The sequence below is a fragment of the Streptomyces sp. NPDC053079 genome, from assembly GCF_044546695.1.
GTDB lineage: Bacteria > Actinomycetota > Actinomycetes > Streptomycetales > Streptomycetaceae > Streptomyces.
In genome coordinates this window covers 1,380,546-1,396,972 of the sequence record NZ_JBITZJ010000001.1, presented here as the reverse complement: position 1 = coordinate 1,396,972, position 16,427 = coordinate 1,380,546, and the positions used below count along the sequence as shown (strand labels likewise).

At 71.4% G+C, this 16,427-nt stretch carries 12 protein-coding genes; 8 read left to right on the top strand and 4 right to left on the bottom strand.

The features are described 5' to 3' along the window. Positions 1 to 4: 4 nt before the first annotated feature. The 5 genes from ACIGXW_RS05815 to ACIGXW_RS05795 are packed head-to-tail and all read left to right on the top strand — an operon-like array spanning position 5 to position 6,434. Positions 5 to 1,216, top strand: a complete 1,212-nt coding sequence (locus ACIGXW_RS05815) for an alkaline phosphatase family protein (RefSeq protein ID WP_399570193.1) — start codon at positions 5 to 7, stop codon at positions 1,214 to 1,216. Further along, complete coding sequence (locus tag ACIGXW_RS05810; protein WP_399570191.1) at positions 1,213 to 2,421, top strand: hypothetical protein; 1,209 nt, start codon at positions 1,213 to 1,215, stop codon at positions 2,419 to 2,421. The genes ACIGXW_RS05815 and ACIGXW_RS05810 overlap by 4 nt, the downstream gene beginning before the upstream one ends. Further along, a complete protein-coding gene (locus ACIGXW_RS05805; RefSeq protein WP_399570189.1) occupies positions 2,418 to 3,503 on the top strand; it encodes an aminotransferase class I/II-fold pyridoxal phosphate-dependent enzyme in 1,086 nt (361 codons plus the stop codon). The genes ACIGXW_RS05810 and ACIGXW_RS05805 overlap by 4 nt, the downstream gene beginning before the upstream one ends. Continuing rightward, a complete protein-coding gene (locus ACIGXW_RS05800) occupies positions 3,496 to 5,391 on the top strand; it encodes a DUF4910 domain-containing protein (protein ID WP_399570187.1) in 1,896 nt (631 codons plus the stop codon). The genes ACIGXW_RS05805 and ACIGXW_RS05800 overlap by 8 nt, the downstream gene beginning before the upstream one ends. Continuing rightward, on the top strand, positions 5,388 to 6,434 hold the full coding sequence (locus ACIGXW_RS05795; RefSeq protein WP_143170536.1) for a GNAT family N-acetyltransferase: 1,047 nt from the start codon (positions 5,388 to 5,390) through the stop codon (positions 6,432 to 6,434). Before ACIGXW_RS05800 ends, ACIGXW_RS05795 begins: the two co-directional genes overlap by 4 nt. Here the strand turns inward: ACIGXW_RS05795 and ACIGXW_RS05790 are convergent. Continuing rightward, positions 6,405 to 7,769: an MFS transporter gene (locus ACIGXW_RS05790; protein ID WP_399570184.1), complete on the bottom strand. Its 1,365-nt coding sequence runs from the start codon at positions 7,767 to 7,769 to the stop codon at positions 6,405 to 6,407. The genes ACIGXW_RS05795 and ACIGXW_RS05790 overlap by 30 nt on opposite strands. Before the next feature lie 295 nt (positions 7,770 to 8,064). Between ACIGXW_RS05790 and ACIGXW_RS05785 the strand changes: the two genes are divergently transcribed. Next, on the top strand, positions 8,065 to 9,816 hold the full coding sequence (locus tag ACIGXW_RS05785) for an NAD(P)/FAD-dependent oxidoreductase (RefSeq protein WP_399570182.1): 1,752 nt from the start codon (positions 8,065 to 8,067) through the stop codon (positions 9,814 to 9,816). Between the two features lie 69 nt (positions 9,817 to 9,885). Here the strand turns inward: ACIGXW_RS05785 and aceE are convergent, their stop codons facing one another. Both aceE and ACIGXW_RS05775 read right to left on the bottom strand, forming a co-directional pair. After that, positions 9,886 to 12,549, bottom strand: a complete 2,664-nt coding sequence (gene aceE, locus ACIGXW_RS05780) for a pyruvate dehydrogenase (acetyl-transferring), homodimeric type (RefSeq protein WP_399570180.1) — start codon at positions 12,547 to 12,549, stop codon at positions 9,886 to 9,888. Between the two features lie 247 nt (positions 12,550 to 12,796). Beyond that, positions 12,797 to 13,630 carry a dienelactone hydrolase family protein gene (locus tag ACIGXW_RS05775; protein ID WP_399570178.1) on the bottom strand — a complete coding sequence of 278 codons (834 nt, stop codon included), beginning with the start codon at positions 13,628 to 13,630 and terminating at the stop codon, positions 12,797 to 12,799. Positions 13,631 to 13,726: 96 nt separating this feature from the next. Between ACIGXW_RS05775 and ACIGXW_RS05770 the strand changes: the two genes are divergently transcribed. After that, positions 13,727 to 14,698: a GlxA family transcriptional regulator gene (locus ACIGXW_RS05770; protein WP_399570176.1), complete on the top strand. Its 972-nt coding sequence runs from the start codon at positions 13,727 to 13,729 to the stop codon at positions 14,696 to 14,698. Between the two features lie 84 nt (positions 14,699 to 14,782). Here ACIGXW_RS05770 and ACIGXW_RS05765 read toward each other — a convergent pair whose 3' ends face one another. Continuing rightward, complete coding sequence (locus ACIGXW_RS05765) at positions 14,783 to 15,721, bottom strand: phosphotransferase (protein ID WP_399570173.1); 939 nt, start codon at positions 15,719 to 15,721, stop codon at positions 14,783 to 14,785. A 47-nt stretch (positions 15,722 to 15,768) separates the two neighbouring features. On the opposite strand from ACIGXW_RS05765, the gene ACIGXW_RS05760 reads away from it, so the two are divergent. Further along, positions 15,769 to 16,422 carry a hypothetical protein gene (locus ACIGXW_RS05760; protein ID WP_399570171.1) on the top strand — a complete coding sequence of 218 codons (654 nt, stop codon included), beginning with the start codon at positions 15,769 to 15,771 and terminating at the stop codon, positions 16,420 to 16,422. Positions 16,423 to 16,427 lie beyond the last annotated feature (5 nt).

The window sequence follows — 16,427 nt, the reverse complement described above, 5'->3', positions numbered from 1 at the left end:
GTTGATGGATCACATCGGTGGGGTCGTCCCCCGAGGGTGCGGCCCCGCCTCCCGGTCCCCCGTCCCCGGCCTGTCCACCGTCCCTGACCTGGTGCTCCGACAGCTCGTCCAGGCACAGCAGCAGACACAGCCCGGCGTGATCGTCCTGGCGCTGGACGGCGTCGGCCAGGAGTGGGCCGTCCCGGCCCTGCCCTCGGCGCGGCTGCGGTCGCTGCGCTCCACCTTTCCCAGCACGTCCACGACGGCATGGCTGACCGGCATTACCGGAGCAGGGCAGGGTGAACACCTCGTCGTAGGCGCGGAATTCGTCCTGCCTACCTCCCCGGACAGCAGCACAGGCAATTCCGAGATCCTTCTGGACGTCGCCCACGGCCGCTGGCGCACCTGGCACCGTCATGGATCACTTCGGCCGGGCGCCGGTGAATTTGATAATGCGGTGGGGCGTTCCACGACCATGTTCGAGCGAGCCCGCAGGGAGGGAATTCCGGCCTATACCCTGGCCCAGGAGCTCGACGCGCTGAGCGGGCCGTGGAGCTCCGCACTGCTGCGCGGCTCCCGCCGCCCCGCGAGGCGGGCGCGGGCGGGAGCCGGCGCCGTTTCCGCCGACCCGGAAGCGGTCGCCGCCTCGGCCGTGCGCCGGGCGCACGAGCTGCTGGCCGCCGCGCCCGAACGGCCATTGCTGCTCTGGGTGTATCTGGACTTCGACACCTACCTCCACCGGCACGGGCCGGGGCCACGGCTGACCCGCGCCCTGCGCACCCTGGACGCCGTGGCCGCCCGCTGGGCAGACGCCGGATGGACCGTGGTCGCGCACGCCGATCACGGCCTGGTCCCCGTCACCTACGACGAGGAGGCACGGCTGCGCTGGGAGGGGCTCGACACGCCCAGCCGCTGCCGGCTGCCCAGCGGTGGCGCGGGTCGGGTGCGCTGGCTCCATCCGCGCCCCGGGACCGAGCGGCGGCTTCTGGACGAGGCCCGGGCCGTCCTCGCCCCGTACGCGGCGGTCCACACCCCGGACGAACTCGCGCGCGCCGGCCGGCTGCCCGCCGTGCCGGAGGTGCTCGCGCGCCTCGGCCAGGTCGTGGCCGTCGGCACGTCCCCGGCCTTCCCCGTACCCGATCCCCGGGTCCGCTGCGAGCACGGCGGCTGGTCGGAGCAGGAACTGTGCGTCCCCTTGGCGATCTGGTCCTCCAACAGCGAAGGAGAACAGCCGTGAGCGTGGTCTTCATCAACAAGGTCGGGGAGTCCGAGAGCCTGGCGGCCCGCCCCGGCCAACCGCTGCGGGACGTCCTGCGGAGCCATGGGATACCGGCCAACGCCGTGCTCACCTACCGCGACGGCAAGCCCATGTCCGAGGAGGTGCTCACGGTCGGCGAGGACGACCTGATCACCGTCCGGCAGGTGCGTCACTACGACCTCGACGTGACGCGGAAACCCGTCACCCGCACGTACGGCACCCCCGAGCCCGTCTACACCAAGCGCGTGCTGTTCGACCAGGCCGGTGAACTGGAGGTGCGTGCGGAGCAGTTGAACGCCGAGGCGTTCGTGGAGTACATCGAGTCGACGTTCGTGCAGAGCATCACCCACGGGAATACGCTGCGCGCGGGGGAAGGCAGCGTCATCGGGCTGTCCGGCGGACGGGACAGCGTCTCGTACCTGAAGTTGCTGGAGCGCACGCGCGGCCGGTACCCGGCCGGTGCCATGACCGCTGTCACGGTCACGGGGCTGCCGGACTGGGACGAACCGGCGACCTTCGAGGCCGCACGGCGCTCCTGCGAGGGGCTGGGAATCGAGCACGCCGTCGTCAGCGGCCGGGAGGTGGAGGAGACGTTCCGGCTGCGCCGCCCGTTCGTCGAGGCCATGAACCAGCTGGTGGCGGGCGAGCACCGGTCCATGAACATGGTGATCGTCCACCATGTGATGCGCCGCATGCTGGAGCGGGTGGCGCAGGAGCAGGGCACTCCGGTCGTCGCCTTCGGGTTGAACGCCGACGACCTCGTCGCAAGCCTGGTCACCTGGTTCACCAGCGGGTACCGGATGGGCGGCATCCCCGTACGCGAGATCGGTTCGCTGCGCTACGTCTTCCCGCTGTACCGGATCACCAAGAAGGAGCTGACGCTCTATCTGGAGATCGTCGCCCCGGAGCTGACCCGGCAGGGCACGCCGGGCCGCTTCACCACGGGACCCGACGAACGTTCCCTCGCCTACGCCGTCGCCGACCATCTGTACGACCTGTGGCCGGGCATCGACTACTACCTCGTTCAGGCGTTCACGACCTCGCAGCGGTTCATGCTCCCGCTCCTGGAGGAGGCGTGCGGAATCTGCGAGGGCGTCTACCTCCTCCAGGAGGGCGTGCCGAACCCCGAGGGACTGTGCGACATCTGCGGCTTCCTGAGCAAGCAGGGCCTGTCGTCCCGGTGAGGGCGGCACAGCGTCTCGCCGTCACCGCGCACAGGCGGGAGATTCCCGCCGGCGACCCCCGGCAGCTGCTGGACCTGCGCTGGTCACCGGACGAGGCGGCGTTCGCGGCTGACGCCATGGCCGCGGTCCTGCGGGACCTGTGCGGCCACTCCGCCTCCGAACTGGCCGAAGCAGCTCGGCATTACGCGGTGCGCGACCCCTTCGCCGCGCACCGTGCCGCGCCGGTGCTGTCGGCGCACCTGGGCTGCCCGCTCACGGCGGAGCAGGTCACGGCGGGGGCGGGCACCACCGGGCTGTTGCAGGCCCTGGCGGGCCTGGGCCGCCCCGGCCCCGTCCTGCACCTGGCCGCCTTCCACCCCGACCTGCCGCTGTGGGCGCGGCGGCTCGGCGCGACCGTCGCGCCCTGCGCCCGTACCCCGGAGGAAGCGGTGCGGCTGACGGCCCGGCACCGTCCGGCGCTCGTGCTGATCGAGCGGCCCGCGGTGGACGGCGGGTTCGCGGCCGCCGACGTGCTCGGGCGACTGGCCGGGACGGCGGCAGGCTCGGGCGGCGGACTGGTGGTGGTCGACGAGTCCTACGCCACCTACGGTGGGCCCGGCGTCTCGCTCGCGCCCCTCGTCGCCGACCACCCCAACCTCGTGGTGCTGCGCGGCCTCTCGAAGGGTTACTGCGCGGGTGGGCTGCGCGTCGGCTTCGCGCTCGCCGCGCCTGCCACCACCGAGCGTCTGCGGGAACTGGCGCCGCCGCTGGCCGTGAACGAGGTCGGGCTGAGCCTGGCGCTCGGCCTGCTGGCCCGCGGCGATGTGTTCGCGCCACTGCGCGCACGGATCGCCGCGGTACGGCCGCGGTTCATCTCGCTGCTGCGTGACATCGGGCTCGTGGTGCGTGAGCCCGATGTGCCGTGGCTGCCCTGGGTGGTGGTCCCGGACGGGGCTCGGGCCCGTGCCGCCCTGGAACGGCGCGATGTCCTGGCCAAGGAGGTGTGCACCGTGCCGCCCGCCCCGGCGCTGCTGCGGCTGTCGGTGCCCCTGTCCGAGGAGCGCGAGTGCGCCGTGGCACGGGCGTTGACGGCCGATGGGTGAGCTGCGGCGCCTGACGGCGGGCCTGTGGGAGGAATTCGACCACCGGCGCACCATGGATCTGGTGCGCCGGCTGATCACTTTCGACCGTTACCAGGCGTCGGCGGGTGTGCACGCCGCCGCGGAAACGGTCGCCGCCGCGGCGGAGGCGTCGGGGCTCACGGAGGTGGAGGTGACGTGCCTTCCCGCGGACGGCGCCCCCCGCTGGTGGACCTTCGCCGCGCCCCTCGGGTGGACGCCGCTCCTGGCCACCCTGGGGGCGGCGGACGAATCCGCCGTACGGCCGCTTCTGCGCTACCCCGAGCAGCAGCCGTACGGGCTCGCCGCGTACTCCGCGTCCACCCCGCCGCAGGGGGTCGCGGTGCCGCTGGTCAGGCTGCCGGACGAGCCGCCGGAGACGTGGCCGGACCGTGCCCTGGTGCTGCTCGACGGCATGCCGGGCCCGGCGGTGCTGCCGGCCCTGCTGCGGCACGGCGCCTGCGGTTTCGTGGTGGGCAACCGGGGGCCGGTGCGGCGGATCGAGCTCCCGCTGGGCTCACCGCTGTTCGCCTTCAGCGTCACCGGGGCGGTCTTCGATGAGCTGGACCGGTTACGGCGGTCGGGCCGGCGCGCGCTGGCGGTGGTGCGGGTCGACGCCCGTCCGGACACCATGCCGGTCGTCACGGGGCGGACCCCGGGCGGGGACGGCTCCGGACAACACGCGCTGGTCACCGCGCATCTGTGCCATCCGTCGCCGGGGGCCAATGACAACGCCTCCGGCGTGTGCACGGCCCTGGAGGTGGGCCGGCTGCTGGCGGCCAGGGCCCCTCGCCGGCCGGTCCGTTTCCTCTGGGCCCCCGAGATCGTCGGCACGGCCGCCTACCTGCACACCGTACGGGAACGGCTCGGTGCGCCCCTGCCGTTCGCCGCGGTCAATCTCGACATGACCGGTGAGGACCAGCGGCTGTGCGGCGGCCCGCTGATCGTGGAGGGCGGCCCGCAGCACCTGCCGTCCTGTCTGACGGCGGTGGTGGAGGAGTGCGTGCGCGCCCTGCCCGCCGCCGCCCGGTCCTTCAGCGGCGCGGTCGGCTGCGACACCTGGGCGTGGCGGGCCACCCCGTTCACGGGCGGCTCCGACCACGGGCTGCTGTGCGACCGCTCCATCGGCTGCCCGTCGGTGCAGCTCGGCCACTGGCCGGACCGCTTCCACCACTCGGACGCCGACGGCATCGACAAGGTCGACCCCCAGGAGCTGCGCCGCTCGGGCACGGTCGCCGCGGCCGCGCTCGCCGTGCTGTGCGAGGCGGACGACGCGGGCGGCGGGCCGCTGCGGCCGGCCGAACTGGCCGCCACGGTCGCCCGCTGGGGAGCGCGATACATGACCGGCCGACTGCCGGCCCCCGGTGCGCCGTGGCACAGCCGGCCCGGCTGGGTGGACCCGCTGGCGGGCGAGTACGCCGAGCGTGCCGTGCGGCGTGCGGCCGAGTCGGTGACGGGCGCCCTGTACTCGCTGCGCGAGCGGGGCGCCGGGGCGGAGGCGGCACCGTGGGTGCGGCGGACGGCGGCGGTCGCCGCGGCGCTGGCACAGCTCGCCGGTGACGGACCCGCCCATGCCCCTCCCCCACCTGACCCGGACCGGTGGGTGCCCGAACGGACCTGGGCCGGGCCGTTCAACCTCCGCGCCCTGCTGGGCGACGCCCTGCCGGAGGACCGCGCCTGGTTTCTCGAGCGGATGGCCGAGGACGAACGCGGCTGGTACGCCCGGGCCATGGCGCTGGCCCAGGGACTGGACGGGGCGACGGACGCGCGGCAGGTGGTGGAGCGTGCCGCTCTGGACAGCCTCCTGCCCTTCGAGGCAGGCTCCGCAGAGCGGTTCCTCACCCTGATGCGACGAGCGAGGTGGAGCACGTGAGTGAGTTCACGGTGGAGGCCCATGAGTCCCTCGACGGGTTGCGCGAGGAGTGGGACCGTGTGGTGGCCGGTTGCCGCGCTCCCCTCTTCCATCAGCCCCGCTACCTCGACGCCTACGCGGCGGCGCCGCTGCACCACATCAGCCGCACCTGGTACCTGCTGGCGCGGGACGGCGACGGGGCGCCGGCCGCGGTCATGCCGGTCTTCCTCCAGCCCGACATGGACCCCCTCGGCGTGGTGCGGCACCAGCTCCCCGGCGGTCCGGCCGGCCCCGAGGCGTCAGGTCCGGGGCTGCTCAGCCACGTCTGGCACTGTTACGACACCTGGATCCCGGCGACCGGGCCGCTCACCGCCCCGCTGTTCGACGCCCTGCTCGGTACGGTCCGCGAGCTGGCCCAGGAGAGCGGGGCCGGATGGTACGGACTGATCAATGTCGACACCACGGAGGACCTGGCCGCCCGCCTCGACCAGCTGGCCCCCGGGCACGGGCTGCGGCCGCTGCTGGTGGACGAGCGCTTCGCCGTCGACCTGACCGCACACCGCGGCATCGAGGAGTTCATCGCGTCCCTGGCCCCGCGCCCCCGCCAGCACCTGCGCCGCTTCCGCCGCCGCGCGGCCGAGGCCGGGCTGACGACCCGGGTCGCCGACCCGGGCGACGCCGACCTCGACGGGCTGCTCGACCTGGTGCAGGCGACGATGGCGAAGTTCGGGGCATCCTCCTTCTTCCCCCCGGGACGGTTCCAGCGTTTCGTCACGGCCCTGGGCAGCAGCGCCCGGATCATCGAGCAGCGCATCGAGGGACGCTTGATCGGTGGTGCCGCCTGTCTGCTGGACGCCGACCGCCTGCACTTCTGGATCAGCGGCGTCGACTATGCGGCGGCCCCCACCTTCAGCCCGAACCACCTGCTGTTCCTGGAGGGCATCCACGAGGCCCTGCGCCGCGGGGTCCCGGTCTTCGAAGGGGGACGGCGCAACGGGGAGTTCAAGGAACGCTTCGGTCTCCGGGGCCGTCCGCTACGCGCTTACCTCGGATGCGCACTCTGAGGCGGCCTCGCGCGGCCACACCACCGCGAGCGCGGCCAGCACGGGCGGCAGCAGGGCGAGCGCGCCCAGCGCCACCGTGGCCGAGACGCCCAGCAGTCGCCCCTCGACCACGGCGGTGACGGATCCGCCCAAGTAGAAGACGATGTTGTAGAGGCCGAGCACGGCACCGTGCACGCGGGCCGGCACGGCGTCGGCGAGGGCGCCCACCAGGACCACGTTCCCCGCGCCGATCATCGCCGACACCATGGCGAAGGCGCCCACCAGCACCCACGGCACGGACGCCCAGGCGGCCGCGCAGCCGAGCGCCACCCCACCCGCCCCGCCGGACGCCAGCAGCACCACACTGGGCAAGCCCCAGACACCGCCGCGGCCCGCCGCCCAGGAACCCAGCGCCCCGCCCACGCCGACCGGCAGCAGCACCAGCCCGATGTGCGTCGGCGACCAGTGGTGATCCGCGTCGAGCAGCAGGGGGATCGCCAGCTGGAGCCCGAAGTACGCGCCGAACAGCACGAAACCCGCCGCCACCACGATCGCGGTGCGCCGGTCGCGCAGCAGCCCCAGGGGCAGCAGACTCCGCCCCCTCCTGTGGGTCAGCACCGCGCCCGCCAGCACCAGCGCGCAGGCCACCGGAAGCACCCAGGGAGCGGAGGTACGGGGATCGACGGCGCCGCGCAGGCCGAGCATCAGGCCGCCCACCAGGGCCACGACGCCCGTGACACCCGTCGCCTCAAGGCGGCCCGGAGCGCGTGGGTCGGCCGGTACGGCGCGTGCGGCGGGCATCAGAGCCAGCGCGATCAGCGCGGACACCGCGAACAGGGACCGCCATCCGGCCAGCTGGGCGAGCCCTCCCGCCAGGACCGGTACGGTCGCGGAGCTGAGCGTCATCAGCGCGGTGAACACCCCCAGGCCCTGCCGCCGCGCACGCGCGTCCGCACGCGCCACCAGAGCCGCACTGGCCACCACCGGCACGGCACCGCCACCGGCCCCCTGCACGGCCCTTCCCACCAACAGCACCGGCAATGACCAGGCGGACAGGCACAGCAGCGACCCGACCGCGATGAGCACCAGGCCCCAGACCATCGCGGCGCGCAGCCCGAACACGTCGATCGCCCGCCCGAAGACGAGCGTGGCCACCGCGAACCCCGTGGCGTACACCGCCATCAGCCAGGCGCTGCCCGTGCTGTCCAGCCCCAGGGCTGCGACCACGGTGGGCAATGCGGTGGCGACCCCGGCGGAGGCGGTGGTCGTCGCCAGCAGCAGCAACCCGAGGAAGACCGTACCGGGACGCCCCTTGGTAGGGGCGGCCACCCGTTCGGCTACCTTGCCGTCCAGCACGGCATGTGTCCTCCCGATGGTTCGAGCATCCGGACGATGGGCCAGAGCCTAAGTCGGTGTAGTCCACATCTGAAGGCATCTCATGGCCAGGCGGGGGCTCTTTTCCGTCGACGTCACGCATTTGGCCCGTGGTGTCACCGGGGTGAGTGACGTGTGACGTCCGAAGCAACGATGACCCGAATGTGTCATCTACGCATAAAATTGCACGCTTTTGCGCATCCTCGCATTGCCATAGATGGCAGACCACGACGCTGGAGGACGCATGCCGAGTTCGCCCCCACCCGCCATCGTGTTGATGGACAGCGACCCGCTCCGCAGGAGCGTGCTCGCCGAATCGATCGGGGGGTGGTACGGGGAGGACTTCCAGGTTCTGCAGCTGGGCTCCAGGGAGCCCGGAGGGCTCTCCGGGCTGGCCGGCGGCGGCGCCCAAGTGGCACTGGTGGCCGAGGTGGGCGAGGACAGTGCCGGTCTCGCCCGGGTCGCGGAGGCCGCCAAGGTCCCCGACGCGACCGGGCTGGTATCGCTCGTGCCCAACGGGGGGACGGTGACCCTGGCCGCCGACGGTGGCCCGGCGAAAGCGGGCTTCGCCGAGGAGGACGGCCTGGACGAAGCGCACGTCCGCCTGATCGACAACCTGATCCACGGCTGGTGGCGGAACGCCCAGGAGAACATCCGGAAGCTGTTCACCTCGGTCGAGATCTCGGGGGCCATCACCTCCAAGGGGGCATTCCGGATCCGGGAATTCCTCACCGGGTCCGGCGTGGTCTTCACGTGGCCCGCAGGCTCCAGCGGCTCGGACGTCCATGTCACGGTGACGAGGCCGGGAGAACAGCCCGCGCAGTTCACGAACCCGACCCTCGCGGTGCTGGCCAAGGCGCTCGGACTGCTGAACACGCCGACGAAGGACTGGTACGACGTGGTGATCGTCGGCGGCGGGCCGGCAGGACTGTCCGCGGCCGTTTACGCCGGCGCCGAGGGGCTCTCCACCCTCGTCATCGAGGACGACGTCCCCGGCGGCCAGGCCGGCACGTCCTCGAAGATCTGGAACTACCTCGGCTTCCCGGACGGAATCCCCGGCCACAAGCTCGCCCAGACCGCCTTGAGGCAGGCCAAGGAATTCAAGGTGGACTGGCAGCCGCTGCACGTCGCGAAGCGACTGCATTCCGGCGCAGCCGCGGGCAACCTCCCCATGGAGGTCCCGCACGAGATCGAACTCGGCGACGGGCCGGGCACCCGGATCAAGGCCGGCGCCGTCGTCGTGGCCACCGGCATGACCTGGCGGCTACTGGACAAGAGCACCGATGCCCACAAGCTGGTCGGCGCCGGGGTCTACTACCACGCGCTCATGACCGACGCCGAGTACACCCGCGGCAAGCACATCGCCATGGTGGGCGGCGGCAACTCCGTGGGCCAGGCCGTGGTCCACTTCGCGCAGTACGCCAAGAAGATCACGCTGATCGTCCGGTCCGGCTTGCAGAGCATGTCCCAGTACCTGGTCAACGAGATCAAGCGTCTGGAGAAGGCCGGAAAGGTCGAGATCTGGCTGAAGAGCGAGGTCAAAAAGTGCGTAGGGGAGAAGAACAAGCTCAAGCAGCTGAAGGTCGGCCCCTCCGGAAAGGAGAAGACCGCGGACCGGACACTCGACACCGAGTGGCTGTACGTACTGATCGGCGGGGTACCGAACACCGGCTGGCTCGAGAAGCAGGTCGAGCTGGCCTATAACGACACGATCCTGACGGGGCATCATGTTCCCGGCCAGGAGGAGCGCCTTAAGCAGGCGGCGGCGGAGGCCCGCAAGCGTGCGGAGGCGGAGGGGCTGACGGGTAAGAAGCTCGAGGAAGCCGTGGCCAAGGCCGTCGAGGCCGCCCGGATTCCGTCCACCGGAACCAGCCTCTCCAGGGTCTTCGCGATCGGGGACACCCAGTACACGGCGCCGCCGCGCGTAGGCGGAGCGGTCGGACGGGGCTCCGCCTGCGTCGCCGAGCTGTTCGGCGTGATCAGCCAGATGCCTCACCTCTTCCCGACCTACGCGCACAAGAAGAACTAGGGCTGACCGTCCGGACCGGCCCGAAGCAGGTGTCCGCCGGGCCCTCACCGCGTCCCACACGAGCGGGGGTCAGCCCTCCAGGCCGTACCGCCGTGCGGCCTCACGTACCGTCTCCGCCTTGACGTCGCCCCGCCGCGCCAGCGCGGCGAGTGCCGCCACCGTCACCGACTCGGCGTCGACGCCGAAGTGACGCCGCGCCGCCTCGCGAGTATCGGAGAGGCCGAAGCCGTCCGTACCGATGGACGTCCAGTCCTGCTCGACCCAGGGGGCGATCTGGTCGGGAACCGCCCGCATCCAGTCGCTGACGGCGACGACCGGCCCGGGCGCGCCGTGCAGCGCCTGGGTCACGTACGGGATCCGGTCCTCGCCCTTGAGCTGCGCCGCGTCACAGGACAGGGCGTCGCGGCGCAGCTCGGTCCAGGAGGGCGCGGACCATACGTCGGCGGCCACGCCCCAGTCGTCGGCCAGCAGCCGCTGGGCGTCCAGGGCCCAGTGGACGGCCGTGCCGGAGGACAGCAGTTGGAGGCGCGGAGCCTCAGCCGGGGCGCCGGTGGCCTCCTTGAAGCGGTAGAGGCCCTTGAGGATGCCCTCCTCCACGCCCTCGGGCATGGGCGGCTGGATCTTGGTCTCGTTGTAGACCGTGAGGTAGTAGAAGACGTCCTCGGCGTCGGGGCCGTACATCCGTCGCAGGCCGTCCCGGACGATGACCGCGATCTCGTACGCGAACGCCGGGTCGTACGAGACGGCCGCCGGGTTGGTGGAGGCGATCAGGTGGGAGTGGCCGTCGGCGTGCTGGAGGCCCTCCCCCGTCATGGTGGTGCGGCCCGCGGTGGCGCCGATGACAAAGCCCCGGCCCAGCTGGTCGGCCAGTGCCCAGAACTGGTCGGCGGTCCGCTGCCAGCCGAACATGGAGTAGAAGATGTAGAACGGGATCATCGGCTCGCCGTGCGTGGCGTACGACGTGGCGGCCGCCGTGAAGTCGGCCAGCGAACCGGCCTCGGTGATGCCCTCGTTGAGGATCTGACCGTCCTTGGCCTCCTTGTAGTAGAGGAGCTGGTCGCGGTCGACGGGGTCGTAGGTCTGACCGGCCGGGGAGTACAGGCCGGCCGAGGGGAAGAGCGACTCCATGCCGAAGGTGCGGGCCTCGTCGGGGACGATGGGCACCCAGCGCCGTCCGGTCTCCTCGTTCCGCATCAAGTCCTTGACCAGCCGGACGAACGCCATGGTCGTGGCGATCTCCTGGCGTCCCGAGCCCTTGTGCAGGGCCTCGAAGGGCTTGGCGGACGGCTCCGGCAGCGGCTTGGCGACGACCTTGCGGGCCGGGGCCGGGCCGCCGAGCGCCGCGCGGCGTTCGCGCAGGTACCGCACCTCCGGGGAGTTCTCGCCGGGGTGGGCGTACGGCACCAGCTCGCCGTCCAGCGCGCTGTCCGGGATCGGGAGGTCGAGCAGGTCCCGCATCGCCCGGAACTCCTTCCCCGTGAGCTTCTTCATCTGGTGATTGGCGTTGCGCGACTCGAAGCCCGGCCCGAGCGTATAGCCCTTGACGGTCTGTACGAGCACGACGGTCGGCGCGCCCCGGTACTCGACGGCGGCCCGGTATGCGGCGTGGACCTTGCGCGGCTCGTGGCCGGCGCGGGAGGTCCGGAAGAGCTCCAGGAGCCGGGCGTCGCCGAGTCCCGCGCCGAGGGTGTGCAGCGGGGAGCCGGGGCCTTCGGCACCGAAGAAGTGCTCGCGGAGATAGGCCGGGTCCACGGTGGCGTACGTCTGGAACTGCGCGTCCGGCACCTCGCGCAGCCGGCTCACCAGCGCGCCCTCGGTGTCCTGTGCGAAGAGCTCGTCCCAGGCCGTGCCCCACAGCGATTTGACGACGTTCCACCCGGCGGCGCGGAACTGGGCCTCCAGCTCCTGCACGATCTTGAAGTTGGGGCGGACCGGGCCGTCCAGGCGCTGGAGGTTGCAGTTGATGACGAAGGTCAGGTTGTCCAGTCGCTCCCGGCCCGCGAGGGCGAGGGCGGCGGTCGACTCCGGCTCGTCCATTTCGCCGTCGCCGAGGAAGGCCCAGACGCGCGACCGCGAGGTGTCCTTGATGCCGCGGTGCTCCAGATAGCGGTTGAACCGTGCCTGGTAGATCGCGGAGAGCGGGCCCAGTCCCATGGAGACGGTCGGGAACTCCCACAGCCAGGGCAGTCGGCGCGGGTGCGGGTAGGAAGGCAGCCCGTCGCCCCCGGCCTCCTGCCGGAATCGGTCCAGCTGCCCCTCTGTCAGGCGGCCTTCGAGGAAGGCGCGCGCGTAGATGCCCGGGGAGGCGTGGCCCTGGATGTAGAGCTGGTCTCCGGAGCCGTCGGCTTCCTTGCCGCGGAAGAAGTGCTGGAAGCCGGTCTCGTAGAGCCAGGCCGCCGAGGCGAACGTCGCCATGTGGCCGCCCAGGCCCGCGCGCTGGTTGCCACGGGTGACCATGGCTGCCGCGTTCCAGCGGATCCAGGCGGTGATCCGGGCATCCAGCGCCTCGTCGCCCGGGTAGTCGGGCTCGGCGGAGGTCGGGATGGTGTTGAGGTAGGGGGTCTCCAGGAGCGGAGGGAGGTCCAGCCCGGACCGTTCGGCGTGTTCGAGCGTACGGCGCAGCAGATACGCCGTCCGGTTGGCTCCCCCGAACCGGACGGCGGAGTCCAGGGACTCGCACCACTCGGCGACCTCGGACGGGTCCTTGTCGGGCAGTTGGTCGAGCTGGGACACGGCTGGACCCTCTTTCGCGATCCCGGGGTGGGGGGCGGGGGCGCCTCGCTCTGCGGCGGTGCCGGCTCCCGGCGGTGGGCCGAGCAGGTACGCCCCGTGAAGCCCTCGATTCCGTGTGGCGGAACCAGGTTTCCGTCCGACAACGCTAGGAGCGGCAAGTCGATGCAGTCAACATCTACTAGGCAGTAATGATCGATGATCGATCATTCTGTTCCGCAAGTCCTCCGGGATCGTCCCGACTTGTGAGCTACTGCCGGCGCATGGCTCGTGTCAATCGATCGGCCAGGAAGGCGAGGATCTCGTCCCTGGCCTTCAGCGTGGGATGTCCGTCCTCGTCGACGAGGTGGGCGGTGACGACGCTGTGGGGGCTCCCGACCACGTCGCGGAAGAACGGGGGCGGGTCGGTGTTGGCGGAACCGCCCGGAAGGACGCGGCCGTCGAAGGCGTCGCCGAGGAGTGCTCGGTAAGCGGCGAAACGCTGGCCAGTGCACCACCGGTCGTTGTCGAAGCGGTAGGCGAGAACCTTCAGTCCGTCGCGCGCGATACGGTCCCGGACCGCACGCGCGTCCTCGTCGCTGATCTCGAGCCCGGCGGGGTCGTCCAGCGGAAGTGACGGATGGTTGACCACCGGCGCGATGACGGCCGGCTCGAGCGCCATGGTGAGGGCGAAGTTGCCGGTGAAGCACAGTCCGATCGCGCCGACTCCCGGACCGCCGCATTCGGCGTGGGCCTGGCGCGCGAGCCCCTGCAGCCACGCCGTGACGGGACTGGTGCCGCCCCCGGCGAACGCACGGAAATCGGCGCTGACGCACGCCCGGCGGAGCACCTCCTTACCGCCCTCGACCGTGGGACAGGCGCCGTCGATCCCGAAGAGAGAGGGAACGTACACGGTGAAGCCCGCATCCCGCACCCACCGCGCGAACCGAAGGACGTCAGGGCTGATGCCGGGCATCTCCGGCATCAATACGACGGCCGGCCCGGAGCCCGCGACGTACACCGTCTTCACCACCCCGTACACGTCCACGAGCCGACGGGAGAAGTCCGTAATCGCGTCATCAAGACGCCTGTTGGCAGCGGTCATGGTGAACAGCGTGGACTGATGCCCCGCCCAAGGAGAGAGGCCAGATCGCCATGCATAAAGGTAATCTCGCCACGGTCGGCGGTAGAGGAGGCGAGCGTGAGCGCGCTGCGTGTCGGTGTCCTGGCCTATCCGGGCTGCTTCGCGTCCGAGGTGTTCGGCGTACCCGATCTCTTGACGATGGCCACGCACGTTGCCGGCCCGGACCGCGCCGGATACGAGGTATCGATCGTTTCGCCTCGCCGTCGCGTCGCCGCATCGGGCGGTGCGGCGTTGGCCGTCTCTCCACTGCGCGAGGTCGACGTCCTTGTCGTGCCGGGGTTCGAGGTCCCGCCGGGCCTGGACGTGGACGCGAAGCTCGCGTCCCTCGCCCCTGAAATCGCGGCGATCCGCACGCACGCCGCTGCGGGCACTGCCGTCGTCTCGATCTGCGTCGGTGCGTTCCTGCTCGCCGAGGCAGGACTTCTCAACCGGCGCCGGGCTACGACGTCATGGCTCCACGCCGACGAACTGGCTCGACGCTGCCCCGACGCGGATGTCCGCCCCGAACGTCTGGTCGTCACCGACAAGGGGGTGACGACAACGGCGGCCTTCAGCGCCATGTACGACTTCGCACTGGAACTCATCCGCCGGCACAGCGGTGCCGGCGTGGCACGGACGACCGCGCGGGTGGCGCTCGTCGACGATGCGCGATCGTCCCAGACCCCGTACGTCGACGCGCGACTTCTTCCGCGGCCCGGAAACGGGTTCTCCCACAGGGTCATGCGACGGCTCGACCAGAATCTTGCCGTCCGATACGACCTCGCCGCGCTGTCGGAGACCTTCAATGTCAGCACCCGGACACTGCTGCGGCGCTTCGCGGACGAGACCGGCCGGAGCCCGCTCGAGTACCTGCAGTCGTCACGCGTCCGCCGCGCCCGCCACCTCCTCGAGACCACGGACCGAACGATCGCCGGCATCTCCACCGCGGTCGGGTACAGGGACGCCGGGACCTTCTCGGCGCTCTTCGCCAAACACACCGGCCAACGCCCAAGGGACTACCGCGCGACCTTCCGGCGTGATGCCGGCTGAGACGGCCTTCCCCTGGTACGGCCGCCAGGAGTCGAGGCCCGTACCATCCACCGCCCGGCGATCAAGGTGCCGACGCGCGGGCCATCACGCACCCGCGAGGCTCAGCCGCTGCTCGATCTCGTCGGCCAGCCGAGCGACGATCGGGGCACCGTCGGGTTGCAGTGTCGCCTTCTTGGCGTTGAAGCAGCGCACCCAGAGGCCGGCAGCCCAAGCGGCCTCGCGGTCAGCGGTGGTCCAGGACAGTCCCCTGGCCTGCTCGTAGGCGCGGATGAACTGCGCCATGTGCGGGATCGACGCCTCGCCCGGGCGGCCGCCCAGGACCGCGTGCACCGATGCGGCCGTCCCGGCGATGACGATCTCCGGCAGTGCCACGACGCTGTCCCAGTCGTGCACAGTGTGCAGGGCGTCGTCCCTCCACATGACGTTGTGCTCTTCCCAGTCGCAGTGACCGACGACGGGGGCACCCAGGTCGTGCTCGGCCAAGCGATTCCGTGTCCTCGTCGCCGCCTCGTCCAGCCAGTCCGGTCCCGGGTGCTCGTTGAGATCCTCGTCCTGGTCGTCGGGAAGCGGCCAGATCACGCCCTGGTCGTGGTTCCACCACACCCACGGCGGCGGCGGGTCCAGGCTGCTCACCTCGCCCACAGCAGGAGCGATCGACACGAACCGGGCCAACTCGGCAGCCGACCGGGCGGAACGGCTGGGCGCCACCTTGAACGCGACACCGTCCTCCACCAGGGACTCCACGGTCACGACCTGGCCATCGATCCGGACCGGCTCGCCCAGTGGGGCTGGGCACGGCAGACCGGCGGACCACATCAACCGGTGGGTTTGGGAACAGCCGATCAGCCGGTCGGCGAACGGACGGATCTTGATCACCACGCGGCGCCCGTCCACCAGTTCCAGGGCGGAGACCGTGGACAGGTGAGCCCGGCGCCACAGCTCGGCCATGGGGCGGCTGCCGAGATTGCGCTCCACCAATTCGGAAAGAATCGTACTGTTGAGTGGGGTCAGCTCGCCCAACATGGCTGTGGCCTCCGATCGGCGATCGTTTCAGGGACGGGGAACGAGCTATGCGGGCTGAGTTCGCCAGTGTCGCCGCGGGCAGCGATCGACCCAACGGGAATTGGGTGGGCGTAACAGCCAGCGCGGTAGCCCTGCTCGACGGCGACGGCTCCGGGCCGGGGACGGAACAGCGCGTAGCTCTCCTCGGATCCGCCGTGCTGGGTCGGCTCGCCGATCCGGCCCTCACCGTCGAGTCGTGCCTGACCGAAGCCACCGTAGAGGCCCACCGTCCGCCGGACGATCCTCTGGACGTCCGTCATACCCCTCCGCCCCGGCTTGCCGCAGCCGTGGCCAGGGTCATCGGCGACGAACTGGAGTGGGCGGTTGTCCACGACGCTGTGGTGATCCTGGATCTGCCGAGCGGCCTGCGGGTCATCACCGGCAGTGTAGGCGACGACGGCAGGCCCACATCAGGTGAACCGGTCTTCGGCCGGACGGAGCTCGACGGGGTCCGGCAGGTGGCCATGCTGTCGAGTGGCGCGGCCCGGCTGGTGACGTTCGGCATCGCGGTGTGGGAGCAGGTCATCTACACGCTGGCAAAGGACGGGCCGCAGGTACTCATTGACGAAGTCCGGCAATTCGAGGCAGTCGACCGCCATTGTCAACGATGGCCGCGATCCGCGACGACGGACGATGCCACCGCCGTGCTCCTGCGGTTCTGACCTCA